17 protein-coding genes are annotated in these 20930 nt (G+C 57.8%); 6 read left to right on the top strand and 11 right to left on the bottom strand.

Annotated features, from left to right (window positions below; genetic code table 11):
* Positions 1–1323, bottom strand: a complete 1323-nt coding sequence (locus tag DFR48_RS21545; RefSeq protein ID WP_245415686.1) for an IS4 family transposase — start codon at positions 1321–1323, stop codon at positions 1–3.
* Between the two features lie 440 nt (positions 1324–1763).
* Here DFR48_RS21545 and DFR48_RS21540 point away from each other — a divergent pair, with 440 nt between their 5' ends.
* Positions 1764–8048, top strand: a complete 6285-nt coding sequence (locus DFR48_RS21540) for a hypothetical protein (protein ID WP_114365277.1) — start codon at positions 1764–1766, stop codon at positions 8046–8048.
* 166 nt (positions 8049–8214) lie between these two features.
* Here DFR48_RS21540 and DFR48_RS21535 read toward each other — a convergent pair whose 3' ends face one another.
* Genes DFR48_RS21535 through DFR48_RS21510 form a run of 6 tightly spaced genes read right to left on the bottom strand, consistent with a single transcriptional unit; the run spans position 8215 to position 13961 of the window.
* Positions 8215–8829 (bottom strand): hypothetical protein, encoded by a 615-nt coding sequence (locus DFR48_RS21535; protein WP_114365276.1) that lies wholly within the window; start codon positions 8827–8829, stop codon positions 8215–8217.
* Positions 8830–8869: 40 nt separating this feature from the next.
* Positions 8870–9076: a hypothetical protein gene (locus tag DFR48_RS21530; RefSeq protein ID WP_114365275.1), complete on the bottom strand. Its 207-nt coding sequence runs from the start codon at positions 9074–9076 to the stop codon at positions 8870–8872.
* Complete coding sequence (locus DFR48_RS21525; RefSeq protein ID WP_114365274.1) at positions 9066–9995, bottom strand: hypothetical protein; 930 nt, start codon at positions 9993–9995, stop codon at positions 9066–9068. Before DFR48_RS21525 ends, DFR48_RS21530 begins: the two co-directional genes overlap by 11 nt.
* Positions 9996–9997: 2 nt before the next feature.
* Complete coding sequence (locus DFR48_RS21520; RefSeq protein WP_114365273.1) at positions 9998–10267, bottom strand: WXG100 family type VII secretion target; 270 nt, start codon at positions 10265–10267, stop codon at positions 9998–10000.
* Between the two features lie 18 nt (positions 10268–10285).
* Positions 10286–10567, bottom strand: a complete 282-nt coding sequence (locus tag DFR48_RS21515) for a hypothetical protein (protein ID WP_114365272.1) — start codon at positions 10565–10567, stop codon at positions 10286–10288.
* A complete protein-coding gene (locus tag DFR48_RS21510) occupies positions 10560–13961 on the bottom strand; it encodes an FtsK/SpoIIIE domain-containing protein (protein WP_147273564.1) in 3402 nt (1133 codons plus the stop codon). The genes DFR48_RS21515 and DFR48_RS21510 overlap by 8 nt, the downstream gene beginning before the upstream one ends.
* 404 nt (positions 13962–14365) lie before the next feature.
* Here DFR48_RS21510 and DFR48_RS21500 point away from each other — a divergent pair, with 404 nt between their 5' ends.
* On the top strand, positions 14366–15292 hold the full coding sequence (locus tag DFR48_RS21500) for a DUF6920 family protein (RefSeq protein WP_210206029.1): 927 nt from the start codon (positions 14366–14368) through the stop codon (positions 15290–15292).
* Positions 15293–15425: 133 nt separating this feature from the next.
* On the opposite strand, the gene DFR48_RS22070 is transcribed toward DFR48_RS21500, so the two are convergent.
* Positions 15426–15569: a hypothetical protein gene (locus tag DFR48_RS22070; protein WP_170141961.1), complete on the bottom strand. Its 144-nt coding sequence runs from the start codon at positions 15567–15569 to the stop codon at positions 15426–15428.
* Positions 15570–15700: 131 nt separating this feature from the next.
* On the bottom strand, positions 15701–16000 hold the full coding sequence (locus DFR48_RS21495) for a helix-turn-helix domain-containing protein (protein ID WP_425359273.1): 300 nt from the start codon (positions 15998–16000) through the stop codon (positions 15701–15703).
* Between the two features lie 155 nt (positions 16001–16155).
* Between DFR48_RS21495 and DFR48_RS22330 the strand changes: the two genes are divergently transcribed.
* The 3 genes from DFR48_RS22330 to DFR48_RS21485 all read left to right on the top strand — a co-directional run bounded on the left by DFR48_RS22330 (position 16156) and on the right by DFR48_RS21485 (position 17225).
* Positions 16156–16551: a hypothetical protein gene (locus DFR48_RS22330; RefSeq protein WP_245415685.1), complete on the top strand. Its 396-nt coding sequence runs from the start codon at positions 16156–16158 to the stop codon at positions 16549–16551.
* A 63-nt stretch (positions 16552–16614) separates the two neighbouring features.
* Positions 16615–16806: a hypothetical protein gene (locus DFR48_RS22325; RefSeq protein WP_245415684.1), complete on the top strand. Its 192-nt coding sequence runs from the start codon at positions 16615–16617 to the stop codon at positions 16804–16806.
* A 215-nt stretch (positions 16807–17021) separates the two neighbouring features.
* Positions 17022–17225: a hypothetical protein gene (locus DFR48_RS21485; RefSeq protein WP_114365268.1), complete on the top strand. Its 204-nt coding sequence runs from the start codon at positions 17022–17024 to the stop codon at positions 17223–17225.
* A gap of 8 nt (positions 17226–17233) precedes the next feature.
* Here the strand turns inward: DFR48_RS21485 and DFR48_RS21480 are convergent, their stop codons facing one another.
* Positions 17234–18499 (bottom strand): Shedu immune nuclease family protein, encoded by a 1266-nt coding sequence (locus tag DFR48_RS21480; protein WP_114365267.1) that lies wholly within the window; start codon positions 18497–18499, stop codon positions 17234–17236.
* 287 nt (positions 18500–18786) lie between these two features.
* Positions 18787–19254, bottom strand: coding sequence for a DUF4145 domain-containing protein (locus DFR48_RS22065; protein WP_170141960.1), 468 nt, complete (start codon positions 19252–19254; stop codon positions 18787–18789).
* 335 nt (positions 19255–19589) lie between these two features.
* On the opposite strand from DFR48_RS22065, the gene DFR48_RS22320 reads away from it, so the two are divergent.
* On the top strand, positions 19590–20432 hold the full coding sequence (locus DFR48_RS22320; RefSeq protein ID WP_114365265.1) for a hypothetical protein: 843 nt from the start codon (positions 19590–19592) through the stop codon (positions 20430–20432).
* The last annotated feature ends 498 nt before the right edge of the window (positions 20433–20930 follow it).

The following is a 20930-nucleotide window of genomic DNA, read 5'->3' as shown; positions in this document are numbered from 1 at the left end:
TCAGTGGCAGGTCAGGTAGCCACCTAAACGAGCTAGTTTGGTGAGATAGAAGTTTAGCGATCCGGGCGTCGCCTGCCGGTTGCCTGCGTTGCTGACCATTTGATCGAGGATTTCAATTTCCTGCTCGGTGAGTGCCGCAGTTGGCGGTGTTTCGGGCGCGGTGCGCGCGAGCATTGTCAACCAGAGCACTCTCCAGCTCATGATGCAGAACACGGCGACAAGGTTTGCCAGTCGATCGGCCGTTCGTAGTCTTGCGTCTTCAGCCCGGCAACCGGACTTGAGGATCTTATGAAAGACCTCGATCTTCCAGCGCATCGCATACCATCTGATTTTTTCGACTGCCTCCTCGCAGCTATTCACCTCAAGATCGGTCAGCAGCTTCCACTCGATGCGCTTGCGGCCGGCCGGAGGGTTGGGCTCCACTGCGTGAATGACGGTAAGGTCCAATGCGGGATATCGCTTCTTCTTGCCGATGGGCGGCAGCACCCGGATCCGTTTGAAGCGGATATCCAGGTGGACTTTGGTGACCTCATCGGTATCGGCACGAACTTCGATGAGATGCCGGCCGACAGTTTCAACATCGCGCATTTCAGCCGATATTGTGTGATCCCCGTTGCCGGCCAGCCGGTCGACGACCGTGCGCACGACGAAGTGCGTGCCAAGCTGCTTGGTCAGGCAGTAGAGCTCGTAGATATCACTTTCGCGGTCGCCGACATGAATGCATCGGTCTGGCTGACCGAGAAGGTCGACGGATTGACGCAGATTTTCAAGCCAACGGATGCTTTCCTTGGTTTCGATCGGAACACGTGTCGGATTGATCTTGCGTTTGAGCTGGGCTGTCCCCTTGAACTTGTCGCGGCTCCAGAACTTGACGGCCGCCAACCCTAAGGGCAGCCCATCCAAGGTCACCGCAAGGCTCGAATGCATCAATATCCCGCAGACCGTATGGTGGCGCAGCCGCTCCTGTTTGTCTCGGCCACTGTTGACGCTCTTGGTAAAGCCGACGGCATGCGGATTGCGGCGCTGATAGGTAAACTCGGTCGTGTCCTGCAACACCAAGATCGGACCATTGCAAGCATCGTAGCGTTGAGCGGTCGCGGCAAAATGGCCGTTGAGGATATCGCCTTCCTCAACATTCGGATTGGAGAAAAAGCGATACGCCGCTTTGGTGCTGGCCCAGTCCTGGCAGGCGAAAGGAATAGAGCCGCCCATATGCTCCCCAAGCTGTCGTAAAAGCTCCGAGCAGCGTCTGCCAAGGCGAGCATCTTTGAAAGACCCAGCGTCTATTTCCTGCTGGCTCCAATGGCCACCATTGCCAGTCATCACGTCGTCTCGAACCGACATAAAGCACCGCCTTAAACGAATCAGGTGCTCCGAACAGAATCACAAGTGATTCTGTCGATTCAAGATTTCAGTGAAAGCTTTTCGTAAAAGAGTCAGCTACTTATGGGTAATTGCAAGCCTCACCGTGGGCTTACAACCAAGCGGCTTGGATTGTTCATGCTTCGCAAAACATCGGCGTCATTTGTGGGCAAAAAAAGCCATCCGAAGCTACATGAGCATGCTAGCCGCAAGAACCTCCCAACGTCCTCCTGTCCGTTAGTTCAACTCGACGCATGTTTGGCGTAGCTCATGTGACTGGCTATCGCCACCCCCGCCAACGACCCGTCCGGAAGTTGTGAGTTGCGCGCGCATCTACTTTCAAACGCAGCCCAACGCCGGTAGGCTTGCGTGCGCGTATTGCTTGGCGGCGACATCGAGACATGAGTAAACACAGTCGTTCCAGAACCAAGTCAAAGCCCGACATCAAGGGGTCAGCCACGGTGGGCCTCGCGCAGCTCCCGCCGCCGAGTACGGTTGCCCGATATTTGCCACTCAACGAGATGCAGGACGAGCATTTCGAATTCATCTGTATCGACATCGCAGAGCGGGAGCCTGAGGTTGCGCAAGCTGATCTGAAGCGATCCCGCGGCGTCGAGCAGTTCGGTGCCGATGTTGAAGGTTTCTCGACCGAGCACGTCCCCGTTCTGGTCATTTCCGCAAAACGCTATCAGAAGGTAACGCCAACCACTTTGAAAAAATGGGGGACGGACTTCCTCGATGCCTATGAGAGCCATTGGAAAGGCAAAGGCGTCAAGCGTTTCGTCATCGCAGCGACGGTCGAGTTCAATGATGACGGCCTGAATGACGCCATCCGCGAAGAAAAGCTGCGGTTTGGGGCTTTGGGCATTGCTTACGAAGCCTGGGGCCTCAGGCAGCTTACCAACAAGCTGCGCGGGCTTCCCCGGGTCGTGGGAAACTACATGCATCCTGCCTGGGTTCCGATCGTCTGCGATCCTGGCACCCAGTCCGAAGCGACCCTGTCATCGCGGGACGATCGCGCCATCGCTAATGTCGTGACGCGCCACGCAGGCGCCGAATTGGCGGATGCGGTCGGAATGATCAAAGAGCGTTATGGCCGGGAGATTGGCCTTCAATTGGAGGGAGCGCTGGCCGACCTGTCAGAGGGGAGGGCAAAACCGTTGGAGGCCCTGGTTGCCCGTGTGCGCGAGGATCTCGTGACCTGGGACAGTCTTGGCGGTGAGACGAAGGCCAAGATCCTGCGTTCGGCGTCTGCACTATCGCTGCGAGACCAGGACATCATCCGCGCCAAGGCCCTCCGCTCCGAGGCGGCTCTCTATCATCCCGCGCCCGACCGAAGTGCCGCCGCGCTGCTCTTGGTCGCAGAAGGCGACACAGAAGGAGCGCTTGCGCTGCTTGTCGAGCCGAGAACGGCCGAAGAAAACAGTATCTATGCCGGCGTCCTGATCGAGGAGGGCAAAAGCCAAGAAGCCAGGGAGTTCCTTCTTCACCGCAAGGGCCTTGAAGGTGACCCGTCGGAGCGCGATCGCCTTCTGGCCTATGCCAGCAGTGTCGAACGGCAGGACGAGGCAGCGCTCGCACACATCCGCAAGGCCGAGATTGCCGCCCCCAGGCGGTATGCCGTTCAATGGGCAGGCGCTCTTATCCGCTTCAACGCAGCCTTGTCTCCAAAGCTTCGGTTTCAGGGTGGCTCTTACCCCAATCCGGTTGGGCCGGCCTTTGTCAAAGAAGACGATGTTTCGCGCGAGCTTCTCGCAGAGGCCGCCCAGATGTTCGGTCGTCTGACCGAAGCCGTCGACGTGGAACGCCAGATCGAGGAACTCGAAATCTGGAATCTCGCGGCTCTCCTGTGTCACGGTCGCCGGACTGTCGACGCTGAAAATGCTTTCGCCCGCATTATGTCGCGATCCGTCCCCCACCCGGGGGCGATCGCCTGGGCCGTGCACTTCGGCCTGTCGGTCAAACCCGACCCGCTCTTAAAGATATACAGGAATGAGCTTTCCGCTGGTCGCGGAACGTCCTCCCAGGTGGTTGTTTCCGCATACCTGATGCTCCATGCAGGAAATCGTCCGCGTGCGCTGAACTTCTTGAGAAAATGGCGGCCCGCATTCGATCTGCCAGGAGACCTGGAATTGATCGACCACTGGATCGGTCAGGTCAGCGAGATGCAAGGGGCCGGAGCGTCCGGCGACGACGACGGCTCAAGTTTCCAGGCAGCCCTGAGGGCTGTCTACAAGAAGCGCGACGCGACGAAGCTTGTGTCATTCATCGACGACGGTCACCTGGAACCCGATCGTTTGCTGGCGGCCTTCGAAGCCTTGCTCGCGGGTCGGATGTGGAAAGAGGCCAATGCGCGCCGTTCTCTTTTGGCCCCGTTCAAGACCGCGAGTTCCGTCGAAATGATGGCTGTCGCGGCGTGCGAAGCCGGTGATTGGAGCGATTGTATCCAGATCCTGGAAGAGAACGTCCAGCTATTTGCCAATAGTTCGCTGCCCCGCAGGCTCAAGTTGCTAGAGGCCGACGCGAAATCACTGATGGGACGGCCCGATCTCGCTCTGAAGGTCATCGAGAGCTTGCAGGCGGGAGAGGGGGATGCATCAGGAATCGCGTTCCGGTCGGCCTGGCTGCGTCTTGGACTTGGCGACGTGGCGGGCGCGGCCCGTCAGATCAAGGGAAGGGCAATTCCGAGCGATATTGGTGTCGAGAATATCCTTCACATCGCCGGCGAGTTTCTCCACGAGGACCCGGAGCTGGCGCGTTCGATACTCGAGAACGTATCCTGGTCGAAACTGGAGAAACGGCTGATCAATCCGGCATTGGCGCTCGCGGCAGAACTTGGCCTGGCCGAAGCACAGCGCGCTTTGCTCCCGAAGGTCCAGGCTCTTCCGCAGAACCAGGTCAAACGATGGACGGTCGAGTCGATCGACGAAATGGTGGCGTGGCTTGAAGACAACCGGAAGAAGCAGGAGGGCGTTTTTGAGAAACTGCGAACCAGCTGGCTCAATCTCGAGATCCCCCTTCATCTTCTCTTCGACGGCAAGCCGCTCGAATGGGCAGGTTACTTTCACAGGCCCTTTCAACGAGACGTGTGGGGAGGAAAAGCTGGTCCGTTCGATGCGCCGCTCCTTTTGCGCAGCGGTCACATCCGAGCGCGCCAGAATGGCGAGGCTCTCGCCGCGATCATCGCTGCCCGTGGCCTTATCGTCGACGCGTCGGCGCTTCTGCTCGCAAACAAGCTTGGATTGCTGAACGAGATCGACCAGCTCGGCGCCCGGATCATGCTCGCGCGCGAGGTCCCGGAAGTTCTGAGGTCGACAGAGACGACGCTGGCGCAGAATTTCAAACCTGTCTCAAGCGCGGCCCTTCAGGTCGAAGATCTTGTCCGCGACGGCGAAATTGCGAAGGTGGACGCCTTTCAGGCAACTTCGATGTCCCGCCTTGTCTTAGCTGGCGGCAAGTCGAATGACACGGACGTCACTCTGCCGGAACTCTTGAACAAGCTTTATGAGAAGGGCCTCGATCGTGACCTCGGCGCGGCGGCATTGGCCAGGCTTGGCCTGAGCGAGGCAAGCGAAGCGTCTCCGACCGAGCAAGCATTGTTGGTTTCAACGCGTGATTTCATTCAGTTGTCCGACACGGGTCTGCTCACGCCGCTTCAAACTTTCCTTTCGTTGAAGATCTCCGAAAGCGACGCCGACCGCATGCGGCAGGACATTGCCGAAATTCAGGATGGCGTGCGACAGGCCCAGGCGCTTACCCGCCTGCGCGAGCACGTCAGCGATCGCTTGACTGCCGGGAAATGGAGCCTGCTGCCCCAACTGCCGCGCCCGAAGGGAGATCGCGAGCTCGCAAAGTCCGGCCCCCTGTTGCGCAGTCTCGTCGGCATCCTGCACTATTGCGAGAGTGACGATGCGGCGGCCGTCTGGATCGAGGACAGATATCTTTCCCGTTTTGGTGCGCTTGCTTCAAGCCCGGCAATGGACGTCACCGATATCATTGCTGTGTTGCGGGCACGCGGCCGGATCGACGGCAACCGAGAGCAGGAGCTAATGCGGAGCTTGGAAAAGGCTCACTATGGCTTTCTGCTTCCAAGGACCCGCGAGTTTGTTGATGCCCTCCTGTCCGCGCCGGTCGGCAAAGCTGAGATTGTCGAAACCCCGCGGCTTGGCGAGTTGCGTGAAGTTGTCGCGTGGCAGATCGAACATGGGCGCCATCTCAAGGACGTACCCCTTGGGAGCAATGTTGGCGCAGGGTCGGAACTGCATTTCCTGTCGAAGCTGACGGGGCTGGCAGGAAAGGTCGTGGCCTTGATCTGGGGCAAGGACGTCGCTCTCAGAACGAAGGCCGCGGCCTGTACCTGGGCATGGCAGCACTTGCGCCTGGAACAGGTTGACTATCTTCCGATCGAAGATCGGTCGCCCGCCGCACGCCAACATTTTGTCGATCTGCAATATGCAGGCTTGGCAACCGCGGTCTTTTCGATCGCCGGCCGGTCCTATCGCTCAATCGGTCGGGAGCGTAAACAATATCTGGACTGGGCATTTAAGACCGTACTCGACGACTATGCGGCTCGGCGTCCCGCGTTCGACAAGGTGCTCGTCGATCTGGTGGCGCAGTTTATCAACTTGCTGTTCGAGCCAAGTCTCGAAATGGACGAGGACGACTATCCGGTCCGGGTCGCCCTGGCCCGTGATTATGTTGGCTGCTTTCCCAAGCGGATACAGACGCTTCTGCAGGGGCACGCGTTTCTCAGTGACAAATTGGCGCTCCGGCGAACCGAAATCGTCATGATCGGCGACATGTCATTCTCGGCCAAATCGTTTTTCGCGGCGGTAAAGCTCGCCCATGAACAGGGGAGGGCAACCGCGCCGCTTCGCAAGACTCGGCGCCAGGCAAGGTTTGCGCCTCTCGACCCGGAAAAAGCCGGTGGGGCTTTCGGGGTCACGATTGCCGACCGGAAAACCACGACCAACATCGCAGATGACACCTTGGCCCTATTGCTTGAGGACCCGCAAAAGCGGGTCGAGGCCTTAAAGCGTCATGCTGACTGGTTCGACTGCACGGGGAGCGATCTGGAGAAGTCTGCCCGCGAGGTCGCCGAGCTGGCAACATTTGACGAGCGCCGAGCTGAGCTGCAACGCCGGCAAGAAAACACGGTCGCCTGGCGGCTCGATAAACTCGCCGCCGACATTCACGCAGGGACTGCAAGCCCGAACGATTTACTTGCGCCTTTGGATCCTGAGCCTCTTCGGCGCTTCTTGCGGATTCCCGACAGCGATGGCGGCTTCGCCAGCCTGACCGATCTCGCGGTTGCAAGCTTTAGAGCGCTCAGCCCGGAGGTCGGCTCACTGCGGGCATTGCGGCGGATTTCTGCGCTTCCGGTCGAACTGCCTGAAGATGTGAACATGGCGATTGCTGCCGAAGCCAAAACAATGTCCCTTCAGGATGTGTTTGCCCGAACCGGTCCTACGCCGCTTGCCATCGTCGCGCTGTGGAAGGCGCTATGCGAAAACGGGTTGGCGCTCTCCGGCTTCGTCCTGTCAGACGTTCTTCGAAATATCGAGGAGTTCTCCGAACTCTTCGTCAGCGTTTTGCAGCTCACCTTTCGGGCCGTTGCGCAGGCACCGGATTGGCACTCGCTCGATTGGGAGCGGACGGCTCTTTTATGGTGCCATGCTAACAGCGTTGTCGATGTGATGCTGCACCAACATGTAGCTATCCCCGAAACTGTCAAGCTCCTGGACATGCAATTCAAGGCCCGGCTGGACGAGTCTTTCGAAAACGCGAAACTGCCCGGAATGCGGATGCGAAGCCCGTCCAATCTACGGGGTGAGTATTTTGCGGCAGCCGCCAGCTGGCGCGCATGGGCCGCGACGCCGGACATCGGTCTCGACGACGCCAGTCTTGCGAAACTGAAAGCGATCGTATCGCGCCGTGTGGGCAGTCACGATGTGCCACTGTCCGAGCTCCTGACCGACAGATCATTCAAGGATGTGCCGGACACATGGCTTTCACGCGATATCGGTCATGAACTGCAATTGCTGTCTGTCGTCGAGATGCCGCCGCCCTTTGAGCTGCGCGAGGCCGAACTTATAGCAGCTCGGATCATCCCGGAAATACAGTCTGCCACCTACGGTGAGGGCGTGGGCGTCTGGAACCTTCTCTGGTTCTGCGAAACTGCTGAGCTCTCCCGCGATACGCTCCTTGCGATCCGATTACTACAGACCCGCGAAGGCCTTATCTCGCTCCTGAAGCTTGAGGGGCGGTATGTGGTTTCCGGCATGATTTTTCGGGCGCATGTCGCTGGACGGCTGGAAGACCGAAAGATCTTTCTCGATGATCTGAATGTCGCAGCCCACGAGGCCCGAAAGGTCCTCGATGCCCGGCAACGAAAGGTCAATCTCGCGGTCGAGGATACGCCTCAGGACCGGTTATTTACGTCGCTCGTAGAGGCCGTTTGGGTTTTCGCATCTCTCTATGCGAAAAGCTTTGATCACCTTGGGGAAGAGGTGAGATTGGGAATCGCTGTCATTGCGCGACAGTGGCCGGAGAGCAGACTGGCCTGCCTCGACATTCTGGATGTCTTCGCCAAGCAGCTTTCACCAGCTGGGGCACTGCCCATATGGGATCTGATAAACCAACTGCGCCGCGCCGAAACCGTCTGTACAAACCATGGTTTGACGTGAGGCACGCCCGGAATCGTTTGATCGACATCTTTAGGCCGCCAGCTTGTGCGCCGCCGGCGACGGACTTTTCCAGTTCCACGGCAAGAACTCATCAATCCGGTGCGCCGGATATCCGCACCTGGGACGGTGGCGTTGCCGTCATGATTTGCTCTCGATCTGCGGCGAACTAGTAAAGGTCTCCATACTGCGAGCGCCAAGAGTTCATTGCCGCAACAAGCGAGTTGTAGAAGATCTCGCAACTTGCGCGATCTCTGCGACAATCGATGTCGCGAAGGTAATCGCCGAAGCCGCTCCGCGCCGGGCCTTTCAGGTAAATGTTGTAGTGGGGAGTGCCATAACGAGGTTCGTAGATGCGGAACTCGTGCTTTCTGATCCGATCGAACGTCACTTCCTCCCCCTTATAGATTCCCTTTTCCCACACCAGGCTGACGTTCGTCAAAAGCACGATCTCTGTATTCGGTGAGAAGGCCGGCCGAAATTCCAGTCGCTGGACGTCGCGCGTTGCCGTTTTTGACTTCGCCAGTCGCTCCTCTCGCTCAACTGCGGCCAAACGTTGGCGTTCCTGCTCCTGCAGGACCCGCTCTTGCTCACGTGCCGCAGCTTTGGCCCGTGCATCGGCCACGGCGTGGACCTGCGCGAGTTGCGCAGCCTTTTGTTGCCCCTCGGCCAGTTGGGCGGGTCGTTCAACGGACAGCCAGTACAAAAGCAACATCGCCAGCGCGACGAGGAACCCAATGAACGCCGATGGAAGGTTACCTATCCTGCCGCGACTATTCTGCATCTGCGATTTCCTCCTCTCATCTTTGCATGGTCCAGCATGCCTAGCTACCTAACCGACTGAAAGCTCTTTCCATTGCTTCCTCGTACCGTTCGGTCTCTCGCCGATACTCTGCCAACAAGTCGGACAGTGGAGCGAGGTGCCGGGAGACAAAGCGCTGTGCGCTCTTGTCGCGCCAGCTTGCGTTCAGCAGATCCTCGACTTCCTTGATCTCGGAGAGCAGCCTGCTGGCGTCGTTCTCAAGGCTCATTCGCATTTCCCAGAATACGGCACGGGACCATATCCATACCCAATGCTCGCGCTACCCCCAGCCTGTGGCGACCATTGACGACCGTCACCGTGCCGTCGGCACGTTCCTCAACCACGACAACTTCGGCCTCTCGCCTAGGATCGAGAAATGCATCCCAAGCCGCCACTACGCTTCTAGGGTGGATGAAACCTTCGGCAGTGTAGTCGGTACCGGCCTCGCTATCGAGGCGAACTGCGTCGTCCCGCGTCATCGTCGGGTTCAACGCCAGCGCCGGAAGCAATCTGTCGCGTAGCGTTTCGAGACCGCTCCGCATGCGCACATAAGGAACTTTCTTGAATTCCTTCGGGTCGATTACCAGATCGTCACCACTGATTTTTGTAATGCTGATCCAACTGAACCCTTGCGGGAGGCCGTTAGACGTAGCGTTTGGCGACATATCTGATTTGGCTGACGCCCTAGCGGTCGTCGGCGGTGCAGTGCTTGGGCTGGTTCCATCAGAACTCTTGATTGCTCGGTAGCTGGCGACATCGCCAACCAACGTGTCGATGCCCAAAAATGCGGAGCGACTGCCATCCGTTCCTGCGGTCGCCATCCGTGCCACAGCCCTTTTATAGTTTCGGCGCGCTTCTTCGCATTCCAATGCGACTTTCCGGAACCTCCGGAGCGCATCGTGGGCGTCTTTAACTCTTTGCCACTCGCCTTGGTCCTCTTTGTCTTTGCCGAGTGCTTTCCAGCTCTTCCTTGCATCAGCAAGTTCGGCCCTCAGACGTTGTTCGATCTGCTCCAGCTTGCGCTGGTGCCATTTCATCCTTGTCTGCGCCTCATGGGCGGTATCACCGATGCGGCTAGTCAGGCGGGCGAGCCGGTCACGTATGTCGCCCAAGGCATCGGTGGAGAGGAGATGGATCGGTGCGCTCACTCTCAGCCTCTCACGATTCTGTCTCCGGCCGCTGCCTTGCGAGCAAGAAAGTCTGCATAGTTGCGGGCGGACCTGTGAAATGCTGCCAATTCACGCGAACTTTCAGCGATCAACTTGTCGAAATGCTGGAAGCGTTCATCTTTCCAGGTTGCCCCAAGCGCTTTCAGATCACGAAAGAGCGCGTCTTCCTCCTTCTTGAGAGCCTCCGAGCATTTCACAAGATCCCTAGCAAAACTGCGCATGGAGTCCGGATTGGTGATTATTTGAGACATGGTTCGATCGCCTCCTGCCTAATTGCGGATGCTCTGGTATTTCTCGCCGAGGTCGGCTGCTCTGGCAATTTCACGAGCGACCTTCCTTCCTTCTTCGATGAATTGTTTCAGCACTATTGCGGTCTTCCTCGCCTGCCTGCTGAACTCGACATATTCGGCATCTTGCCAGTCGCGTCCGAGGAGCCGAAGGCGCGATTCCAGAATCTCGATAACATTCTCGATACTCCTCGTTCGGCTGTTCAACTGTTCGATGAATGCCCGTTGCTGCTGTGGATCGACGTGCAAGAGATTGTCAGCCATCGAGGCTCTCCACTTGTTGGTCGGGGAACAGGGTAGCGCTGAGATCCCAGAGATCTGACTCCGCATTTATTGTATAGGGGCGGAATAATGCATGAACCCCGACGAGGTCATCATCGTATTTGACCATCCTGTTCGGACGGTCAATTTGCGCGGCAACCAAGCTGTCATAGAGCGTTTGGGAATCCCTTTCGGGCAGGCTGGCGCTGACGCGTACGCCGAACTCGCTCAACACCCGACGATCGAAGATGCGTTCGAAGTTGGCATAGCTGTCCAGCCACAACAGTGTGTGCATGCCGACGTCCGGTCCTTCCGCCACGATTTCCTTCAGGCATAGCGCTGCACTAGGCGCTGCGTCCGCATCTGGCTCTGCGAAAATTGATGTCGGCTCATCGTCCTGTCTCAAATCACGAGCCCTGTGAGCACCAATGATAGCCAACACCGTTCGCTGTCCGAACTCGCTTGCGGTATCCGATCTCGCATCGGCCTTTTTGTGCCGCACAATTACTTCATTGCGAAGCTCGAGCAGGAGTTCGCGCATGCCGTGGCGACCACAGATGCTGATCGCGTGCGGCATCGCATCGCGTAAGGCTTCCGGAAAATCTGCCCAAGCAGCATCGGCGGTCGTCAGATCGACGATGTGAAGCTTGAGATCTCTCGGTGTGAGCTGAGCTGCCATGGAGGCAAGAGAACTTAGAATAACATTGGTGCCCTGCGCCTCGTCGCGCGAAATGACGAGCATATTGCGCCCGGCCTGCGGCGCAAAGCTGGCGGAAACGGGATCGTCAAGCGAGACAGGTTCGCCAAGCCAGGTCTTGAGTGTCGAGGACCGCTTGCCCGCGACGAAATGGCGGAGTGGACTGCAAGTCTTGATCGCAGCAGATTCATGGCCCTCGAATATCCGGGGTGGATCTCCATCCCAGTTTTCCTGCTCGGCAAACTCAAGCAATTTAGCGAGCTGCGCTTTGCGTGCGGAACTTTCGAAAAGTGCAACTTGAAACTGTCTGTTACCTTCCAAAAGACCTCCCTTGTCGTTGTAGATCGCCTCGCCGGGACGACTGAGGCTGCGAGCAACCAAATTGTCGTCGGCGAGAATCTGGCGAGAATCTGCTTCGCTACATTGCAGGGCAATCCGGATCGGTATCTGGTCGATCGTCGACCTCGGCAATCCGGAGTTCGACAGGCTCTGGGTGCCAAGAATGACGTGCATTCCGAAGCCGCGTCCTTGCCGCACGATGCGATCCAACAGGGTGGTCGCTTCGCGATTGATCTTGTCGTCGCGGCTAAAGAACTCTTGGTATTCATCGACGATCAGCACGGCGCGAGGCATTCTCGCCTCGGGTTCGTGCTTGCGATATCCACTAATATTTTCTGCGGCCTGCGCTTGCTTGAACAGCCCGGAACGGCGCGTCATTTCTTTGTCGAGCGCCTGTAGGACACTGAGACCGAATTCCCGTTCGCTCTCAACGGCGATCACGCGGGCGTGCGGCAGGCGGGCATTCGCATAGTCCTTGAACTCGACCCCTTTCTTAAAATCCACAAGATACAGCTCGACTTCGTCGGGCGAGTAACGACCACAAGTCATCGCGATGAAGACATGCAGCAAGTTGCTTTTGCCGCTGCCGGGGCGGCCAACAATCAGAGCATTGTGAGACATCTTGGAATCGAGCGTCATCGTTAGCGCTTTCTTCGCGCCGGACGGGCCAAGCGGCACGAGGATTCCTTCAGCCGAGCTTTCGGTCCACTTGCCCGAATCCAGTTGTGCCAGCTCACCCAGCTTCGCAAATGGTACCTCGACCTTCATCGCGTCCACAGCTCCGGAACCGAAGCTGTCGACCAGCCGCTTTATGTATTCGTTGCTGGGTTGGAGATCGAGATGGACCTCCTCATTGGGCCAGTCCCCTGACGTGCGCAGATAGAGTCCTCTTTGACCCTGGCCAAGAACAAGCCAATCACAAGAATCCTTCAGTTCCTCAAGATTTACACCGTAATCCAAATCTGCATTTGCGTTGAGATAGAGCAGGGTGTGAACACCGCATCGTGGACCGTTCTGGATGATCTTCACCAGGTCACGCACTGCTTCCTGATCAAAGGCTTCAGGAAAGTCCGCGACACACAGGAAGCGATAAGCCTCGGCGATTTCCTCGGCTTCGCGATTATAGGACTCAATGTCTGGAAAATCGGCGCGCAGGTATTTCTGAGTGACAATTTCGATATGCTCGATCGTGTCACGCAAGCGCCGCTTGATTTGCTCGCGATTGGTCCACACCGTCCCGTTGATCAGCGTGTCGGAATAATCCTGCAGCTTGAGAAAGGGAGAAAAGTTCGCGCCCAATCCGAGCGGATCGATCAGGGTGAATGTCGTCTTCCCCGGAGGAAACTGACGCAGAATGCGAGCAATTACTGTATAGAAGAGCTTCACGTCGGCCTGTGCCGCCGCCGTCTTTTTACCGTCTATAAGAAGTGCGCGATGCTGCTGCAGGGAGTGCATCCACGGATATCGCGTCGTCAAGGTCGCTAACCTCGTTCGCAAACCGAGACTCAGGACAAGTTCCTTATCGACCCGCGTCGGAGGATGGAGGTCAACCTCACCAATTCTGAACCGCAGCTGTTCATCGAGGTCAGTGATCTCGTCGGCGATCTTGTCGCTCGTCTCAATCGGGGTGAGGCGAGATCCTCCACGCGCAACCATTTCGGCCAGCTGTTGGTCGATGGCGTGGAGCTCCTGATTGAACGAGGTGCATCGCTCTTCCCATTCGGCAGCCAGAACTTGCTTTTGTCGGCCTATCTTAGCAGCATGCTCGGTCAGCTTTTCGTGCTTTGTCCGAAGAGCCTGATCGTGCTCGTTTACAATCGATTTTTGTTCAGATTCATAGAGATATTGCTGTTCATCAATCTCTTGAACCCTTTCCGAGACCAGCTTGTGTTGCTTCGACTGGAGGATCGCGGCAAATCCGAACAACCCCGCGACGGCTGCCAACAGGCCAGTAAAAAAACCTATGGCAATCCATGCTATAATAAAAAATCCAATCGCAACTTTCCACCAGTTGTTCTTGAAGGAAGGGAGCATGAACGCTTCGGATAGGTCGATCTGTTCTGGTATGTCGGCGGCGGGTGCCCGCGCCGTGTACTTCGCCTTGATCCTATCTTCCGCACTTTGGTATTCGCCCTCGATGCTTGCAACCGTGACCCGATCGTCTTCCAGCACTTTGTTTGCTCGGTGTGTAAAATCGCCGACAAAGCCGTTCCAGCCAGTCCAAGTCTGGCTCACATATGTGTCAACCAATACGTCGAGTTCGGTTTTACTGAATGGTGGCGCCTCGCGAGCGGCGGCCTCACCAGAAATTGCATCTGGACGGAAATTATCTGGATAACCTTTGTAATCGCTTGAATTCACAAGGCCTCCTTACAGAAAGATCCACGCTAGGTTGCTATTTGTCGCGAATAATCCCCCAATGTCAATGGAATGAGTGCAAACTGCCGGAGCTGATCGCCCAGTGCGGAAAGTCTAGAATGATTCTACCCTGACGTTTGTAGTAGGGAGGGTCATGTTTTGACCCAACGAAACCTACCATACGCTGTCGAAATCGGCTGCAGAGCATCTGCCTCTGTTGATTCCAACTTCTTTCATTTTCCCGCTGCGGTAGAGGTAGCTCGAACTAGTGATCGCGCGCGAGAGGTGGCTCGGTTTGTCTGAACAGTTATATGCCGATTTCTAAATGGTTTTCGGCGCTGATCATGCCGCGAGCGTTATCGTCTGCGGCTGGTTGAAGTAGACCTGATTGGGGGGGCGGTCAAGCGATGAATGTGGGCGACGGCTGTTGTACAACACGACGACAGAACACCCACGGGACCGAGGTTCGCGAACTTTTGTACCTCATGCCTCGTCGTCATTTGCTCATCCTCGTGGCTGTTTCATTGCCGGTCATCGCCACCGCAGGCGTAGTCGGCGTATCGTCATTCCTGACAGAGCGCGAGATCGAGGGCCACAGCGCGACCGTCCACCGGATAGCAGCGGAGCATCGTCCCGCGCCAATAGACCCGGCTGCGATGCAAGCTCTGCCAGCGCCGGTAAAGCGCTATCTCGAATTCGCCGTGCCAGATCCAGCGGTTCGCTATCACGTCGTGAACCTCATTGCGGAAGGGGACTTCCGGCGTCCTCTTATGGAGGGTTTTGCGCCGACGACCGCTTCCCAAACGATTGCCGTCAGAACGCCGGCCCTGATGTTTGCTGCGACGACTCCGATCGCCCCTGGGATCTGGGCGCGCGCCTATGACTTCTTCGCTGATGGCCAAATGGAGATGCGGGCCAAGATCGCCTCGACGCTGACGGTCGTCGACGAAAGCGCAACCGACGAACTGAACCGTACCTCTCTGCGTCGATGGCTTCTGGAAAGCCCGTTCTATCCCGTTGCGTTGTTGCCGGGCGGCCCGGTTCGCTGGGAGGCCATCGACGACACGCATGCACGCGCCATCGTCTCGGGATTTGGCTTGGAGGCAGCACTGGTCGCGACCTTCCGGCTGGACGGCAGCCTCGCCAGCTTCGATGCGGAAGAAGATGGTGATCTCACCACCCCCTATCACGGCTCAGGCGAACACGCCGCCCGTGACGATTATCGGCCGGTGGCAGGCATGATGATCCCCCATGCTTTCGTGATCGCCCGTGCTGCGGGTGGCAAAACGTATCCCTTCTGGAAGGGGCAAATCATCTCCATCGCCTTCGAATGACATCGGGAGTGAACACCGGGAGTCGGGAATTCCTTCGGACATCGCTGATCATCTTGGCGTCCTCGCGGAACAGGAGTGCGTATGACGCTCGTCGCCCTGGTTGGGAACTCGGGCGCACTCTCGGCACCATTCCTCACATGATCGTCGCGATTACCGGGCTCGCGGCAATCATGTAGGCGAGCGCGTTTGCCTTCGGGATCATCAGTGCGGTAGTGGCCCGATAGTCGAAGTCTCCGCCCCGTGTCGCCGAGTTATGCCTGATCTCGCGGGAGGCCATGCTGGTCGGCCTCACCCCCGCGATGTGTTCTCCGCATGCGCGGGGATGAACCGATGCTCTGACGGAACTGGTGGGCCGTCGTCGATCTCAGTCGTTGGGCGGAACGGCGGAAGACGCGGCCGTACGATCCACTATTCGGTCGTGCCACTGGTGCTCATGCCGGACGGCTTGGCGAGCCTGACGCCCGCGCCTTTACCTCCGGTCTCCGGGATGAATTCCACGCCGGCGGATTCGAGTGCGGTACGAATAGATTTGAGGTTTGCAACCGTTGTCGAGGGGTGGCCATCCTCGGCTTCAGCACGCCTGATCGTTGCAATACCAACCGTTGCTGCGCTTGCGAGATCGTCGGCGCTCCATCTCAACAGCGCACGCGCAGCTCGCATTTGCCCGCTTGTGATCGTATCCATATCATATGATTTCTTATTGATCATTCTGCATTCAGCTGATAATAATGGTCAACCCCAGAGAGGAACCGACCGGATATGAGAGCCGATGGGCCAATCTGAGGAAGAAACGCGGCTGCACCAGGTGCTGCTGACACCGAACACAGCCTGACCAGACGCCAAGTTGTTGGAGAACTCGGATCATGGCTGATTCCGACAATAGCAGAACTTTGCCTGCCGTCACGCGGCGGCGGCTGCTTTCCGCTTCGGCGGCGTGGCTGGCGGCGCAGATGAGGAGTGCGGAGGCGACACTCGCCGGAGACGCAACAGACAACAGCGATCCGGTTCTCTTTCTCTGGCGTCAATGGATGACCGCGCACGACGAAGCCGAGAGGCTTTGCGAGCTTCAGCAGCGGCTGGAGAGCAGGATGATCTCGGAAATCGGCTTTCCCCGTGTCGTGGTTACTGGCGGGGACCGTGAGGATCCGGTGTCGGCCTTCTCAATGGACGAAATCGATGAGCTCCTCGGCGACAGACCGGAACGGGCCGAGGCCCGTGAGCAGGCGAGGGCGGCACTTGCCGAACAGCAACGGCGATGAGAGGCCTTGGATCGGAGGTTGGGCTATAGCCACGCGAAGGAGGCTGAGAGAAGGGCGTTCGTCTTGCGGGATGAGCGTGCACGTGCGCTTTGGGATGAACCGGCGCATGCCTTCGCCGGTGTCGCGGCGAAGCTCCACGCCGTCCTCTGCATGGGAAATGAAGACTGCCCCGATGACGAGTTCCCCTGGCCGCAGATCAGCGCCGCTCTCCGGGATGTCGTCGCTGGCACTGGCGACATGTGGCCCGAAACGTGAGGCGGTTATCGCGGCGCTGCCGCTGGCGAAAACATGAACGCTTATTTCGGAACGTGTGTTTCAGCGAATTCGCGTCGCCCCGCACTTGGCCCCGGTGGTTGCGTCGACTTATCTGACTCTTAGCGGCAGGTTTGCGCCTTCTAATCGGTCATCGAACCAGTAGGCGGTCGATCTCGATAGCGGTCGCTCGTCCATCACGTTCGACAAGACCGCAGATGACCACCATAGTGGGCGTGCGCGGCACGCAACTCATACTCCCCAACGAATATCGTTCGGCTGCCGTCTGGCGCGACCGCGCACTGCTCGGTGAATTGGTCTTCGACCACTTCGACGCCGCGGAACTGCCGCCCTTATTGCGCGCTTTCTGGCTGGTGTTCGGCGAGCAGCACCCAACGGCGCGGCTGATCCCTGGCCAATAGTGATGGTTCTACAGAGTGGTCGCATCCAGCCCATTGGCCTTGCGACGCTTCAACGAGGCGAGGATGTTATCGAGGCGGCGCAGTAGATCGTCATAGGTGATGATGTCGATCATGTTGGCATATTTGCGCTTGATCACTTCCAGGTCCGCAGACTGTCCTTCGTTGAACACCGGATGGCCATTGTCCTTGCGGTCGCGCCCGAGGATGCACATCGCCTTTGGGTTGATGACGCGGATTCTCAGGTTGGGCGGAAGCAGCTTCCTGAACTTCTGAGTAATCTTCTCTTCGCTCGCCGGGCCGCCCTTGCTGAGGTGGAACAAATATTTCTCGGCTTGCATGATAGTCCCCGACAGCGTGCCGGTCGGCACATAGTTGCCACGGTAGAGCGTCGTCCTAAGCAGGATGTTGGCTTCCGGCTTCTTGATTTCGATCACGTCGATATTGCCGTTCACGTCGACGAGCGCGATGTCGATCTCGCGGTGGTGGACCTTGCCGGGCGTCGTATAGTGATCGTCGATCGGCACCTTTTCGATCACCGCGACATATTTCGGAAAGATCAGCGGCAGGATGGAGAGCAGTGCCTTCTGCCATTGATCCTCGCTCTTTTCCCCGGCCTTGAGCCACGCCTTGAGCGTGTCCCGGACAAATTGGAACTTCTCGATCTCGGTGGTAAGCAATTCCTTGGCGTGCAGCGGGGTGTCGCTGCGCCGCGATTTGCGTTTGCTTAGATAGGTCTCGTACTGCTCCCGAAAGTCGCGCTCGGGGTCGATATATTCGCCGATGATGTTGGTGACCCGCGCCTCGGCGTAGCGGTCCATCTCATAGGTGTTGGGGAACCGCGCGATCAGGTCTTCGAACGCCTCGATCGGAATGGCGTCCTCGCGCTTCCCGCCAATGACGATCTCCTCCGCTTCCGGAATCAGCTTCGCGATCCGCTTAAAGATCGAGATGTTGCGCTCAGCGACGAACAGCTTGCGTCGCCACTCGATCCCGCTCTTGGCGATGAGCACGTCCTGGTCGATGCCGAGTTTGCGGCCGGGGATGAAGTAGTGACCCAGACCGGCGACGGCGAGGCGGAAGCGATAAGTGAACGGGAAATCGTCTTCAATCTCGTCTTGAGTCGGCGTCTCGAGCAGATCGTCGGGCGTGAAGGTGAACGCGGAGCTGATTTCGACTTCGCCCTTCTTGAGTTCATCCATGATCCAAGCATTGCCCTGAAGCGTCGCGCGATATTCGAGGACGACGCCGCTGCGGCTGACCTTGTATTCGGCCATTTTCACCCCTTGTTCCTCGTTGGGGCTAGAGAGTGCCTGTTAATCCTCGGAACTGCAATGTTCCGCCAAGCGTGCCGCCACGAGCAGTAGATTCGCAACGCGACAGCTAAGCGCCTTCGTTACGGACGTTAAGTCCAGCCACGCATGCGGCCGGAAGCGGACATTGCGACGGTCTTGGTCACGTAGGTCACCGCAATGATCTTGGACGTCGAAGGCGCACCGCGGCCACTCGATGACTTGGATGGCGATGACAGTAACCGAGACGATGCGCCCGAAGCGACGCACCTTCAATCAGGTTGCGTCGATCCTCTTCGCGACTTCGTAAACTTTGCCTTGATGGCGTCCTGACGCGCCTTCCGGCCGCCGTAGATATCTTCCAGTGCTGTTTCGAGAACGTCGAAGGCGTCGATGCAGTCCGCCAGCGTCAGTCCCGCTTTATGGCTTCCGTCGTTGCCGATATCCTTTAGCGCTAGCATCGTATCGTGGTGACCGAAGCCTCGCTTTTCCAAATCTACCAGTCGGTTGTGCAAGGGGATAAACCTGCCTTCAGGTGTTTCCCGGGCGATGCCGGCGTGAGCGACAATTTCTTCGACCGATATCCGCAGCTTGTTGATGCAGGAGCCCGCGTCGGTCCAGAGGAGGTTGAAGGCCTTTTCAATCTGCTCCTTGACCGCTTTAGGTGTCTCTTGATGAATGGCTATCACGCGCGGGCCGGGCATCATCGTTAGCGGGTAGAAGTGGGTCTCTTCACCCATCCGCTCTTCGCCGTCCTGGTCCCGATAATAGTATGGCCCGGAACTCGCCCTGCCCGACATTACGGCGATGGTTTTGCAGAACCCGAAAGAGCAGGTAAAAAAGCTGGTGAATTTGCCGCTGGCGATTAAGGGCTCCTCACTCGGCTCCCAAATCGTGACGGTCCTGTTCTTGACCCTCTTGAGGAGCCCATTCCTGCATTTCGGGCAAGGGAATGCGGGATAGCTGTCTTCAGGATATTTCTCTCTCCAGAGTAACCTGTCCATCATCCACCCCCACGTTTAATGTCGCGCCGCACTTTGATTTCCATTAGAACCGCATGGGCGGGAGGAATCTCATGTTTAACTTGCTTATGCGGTCGGCCGACTGGAATACCTACAAGGCTGAAATGCCACTCGAACGTATGTTCGAGTATACGGAAAAGCACCTCGCCGCCTACTTCACGACAGACGGTAAGCCAAATTTCGACTGGCTCATCCAGTACCCCTGCCTGTTCATGGATGAAGGCATCAGGGATGAAGTCGCGTACGTAGGGCGCGTCACCAGGCATCGCATCAGCGGCAAGGAAGTCGAGATCGAATACCAGATCGACAGGGAAGTCCCGGTACTTCGCAACGACTTCATCTATGAACACCGTCGGCACTTTGACATGACCGCTGATTGGGAATTCTCCCGCAACCACTGGGCAGTCAAGGAAGTGGATCTTTACCAGGTCCTTTTCCACATCATGCGGTTGCCAGTCCGTCAGCGTCCGGAGGTCTTCAAGATCGAGGAGCGCGAGACCGTCGATCCGAATCTGGTGTCTGCAATGATGCCGTTCGCCCCCGCGTTCAACGGCGTCTATGCGGCAATCGAGGCCGCAGCTGCGCAGATTGGGATGACCTGCCATCGCGCTGACAACGTATGGGAACACCACGCAATCATTCAAGATATCGTTCAGCTCATCGACTTCGCGCGCATTGTTGTTGTCGACTGCACCAACCGTAATCCCAATGTCTTCTACGAGGCCGGGATCGCGCACACGCTGGGCCGCGAAGTCATCCTGATCACGCAAAGTAAGGACGATATCCCCTTCGACCTTCAGCACATCAGGCATATTTCTTACCTGAACAACGGCGAAGGGCTCGCCGACCTGAAGGACAAGCTTCTCAGGCGGATGAAGACAGTGACTGGTCGCTAAGCAGGTTACTGCGACAAGCCTGTGCTTAATGGCATTGGCTTCATGCTGGGTCCGGTTGCCCCTCCCAGATGCGGACGGTCCCCCTCCGGCCCCAACTCCGCCTCGGCCAATCCCGCATCCTACAAGTCTTCTCCGCATCCGCTTGCCGGTTCTACGACGCACGGGGAATTCGCCCTTTCCACGGGTGCTTCGACGGTCTTTGATTGTCGGCACGAGGCAAGTGCGGGTGCGGCATGAACCGGGACGATGATCGAGCGGACAGGGACAAGACGCCCGCAAACCACAATGCGGACCCGGACCATGAAGACAAGACGGTCCCGCGCTCTTCTGTTGAAGCTGTTTCATCCGTCGAGAGACTCGATCACCTCGTATTCGACATTGCCCGCCTGATCGGCCGCCAAATTGTCAGTACCGGAGCAATACTCCCCAATAGTGCCGTTTGAATCTTCCCCAGGTGCTGCGGCCGCTGGTCTTCCGGGGCGCGCCCCGGAAGACCAG

The sequence above is a fragment of the Ciceribacter lividus genome (assembly GCF_003337715.1).
Classification (GTDB): Bacteria; Pseudomonadota; Alphaproteobacteria; order Rhizobiales; family Rhizobiaceae; genus Allorhizobium; species Allorhizobium lividum.
The sequence above is the reverse complement of the archived record's forward strand: the minus strand, read 5'-3'. Positions and strand labels throughout refer to the sequence as shown.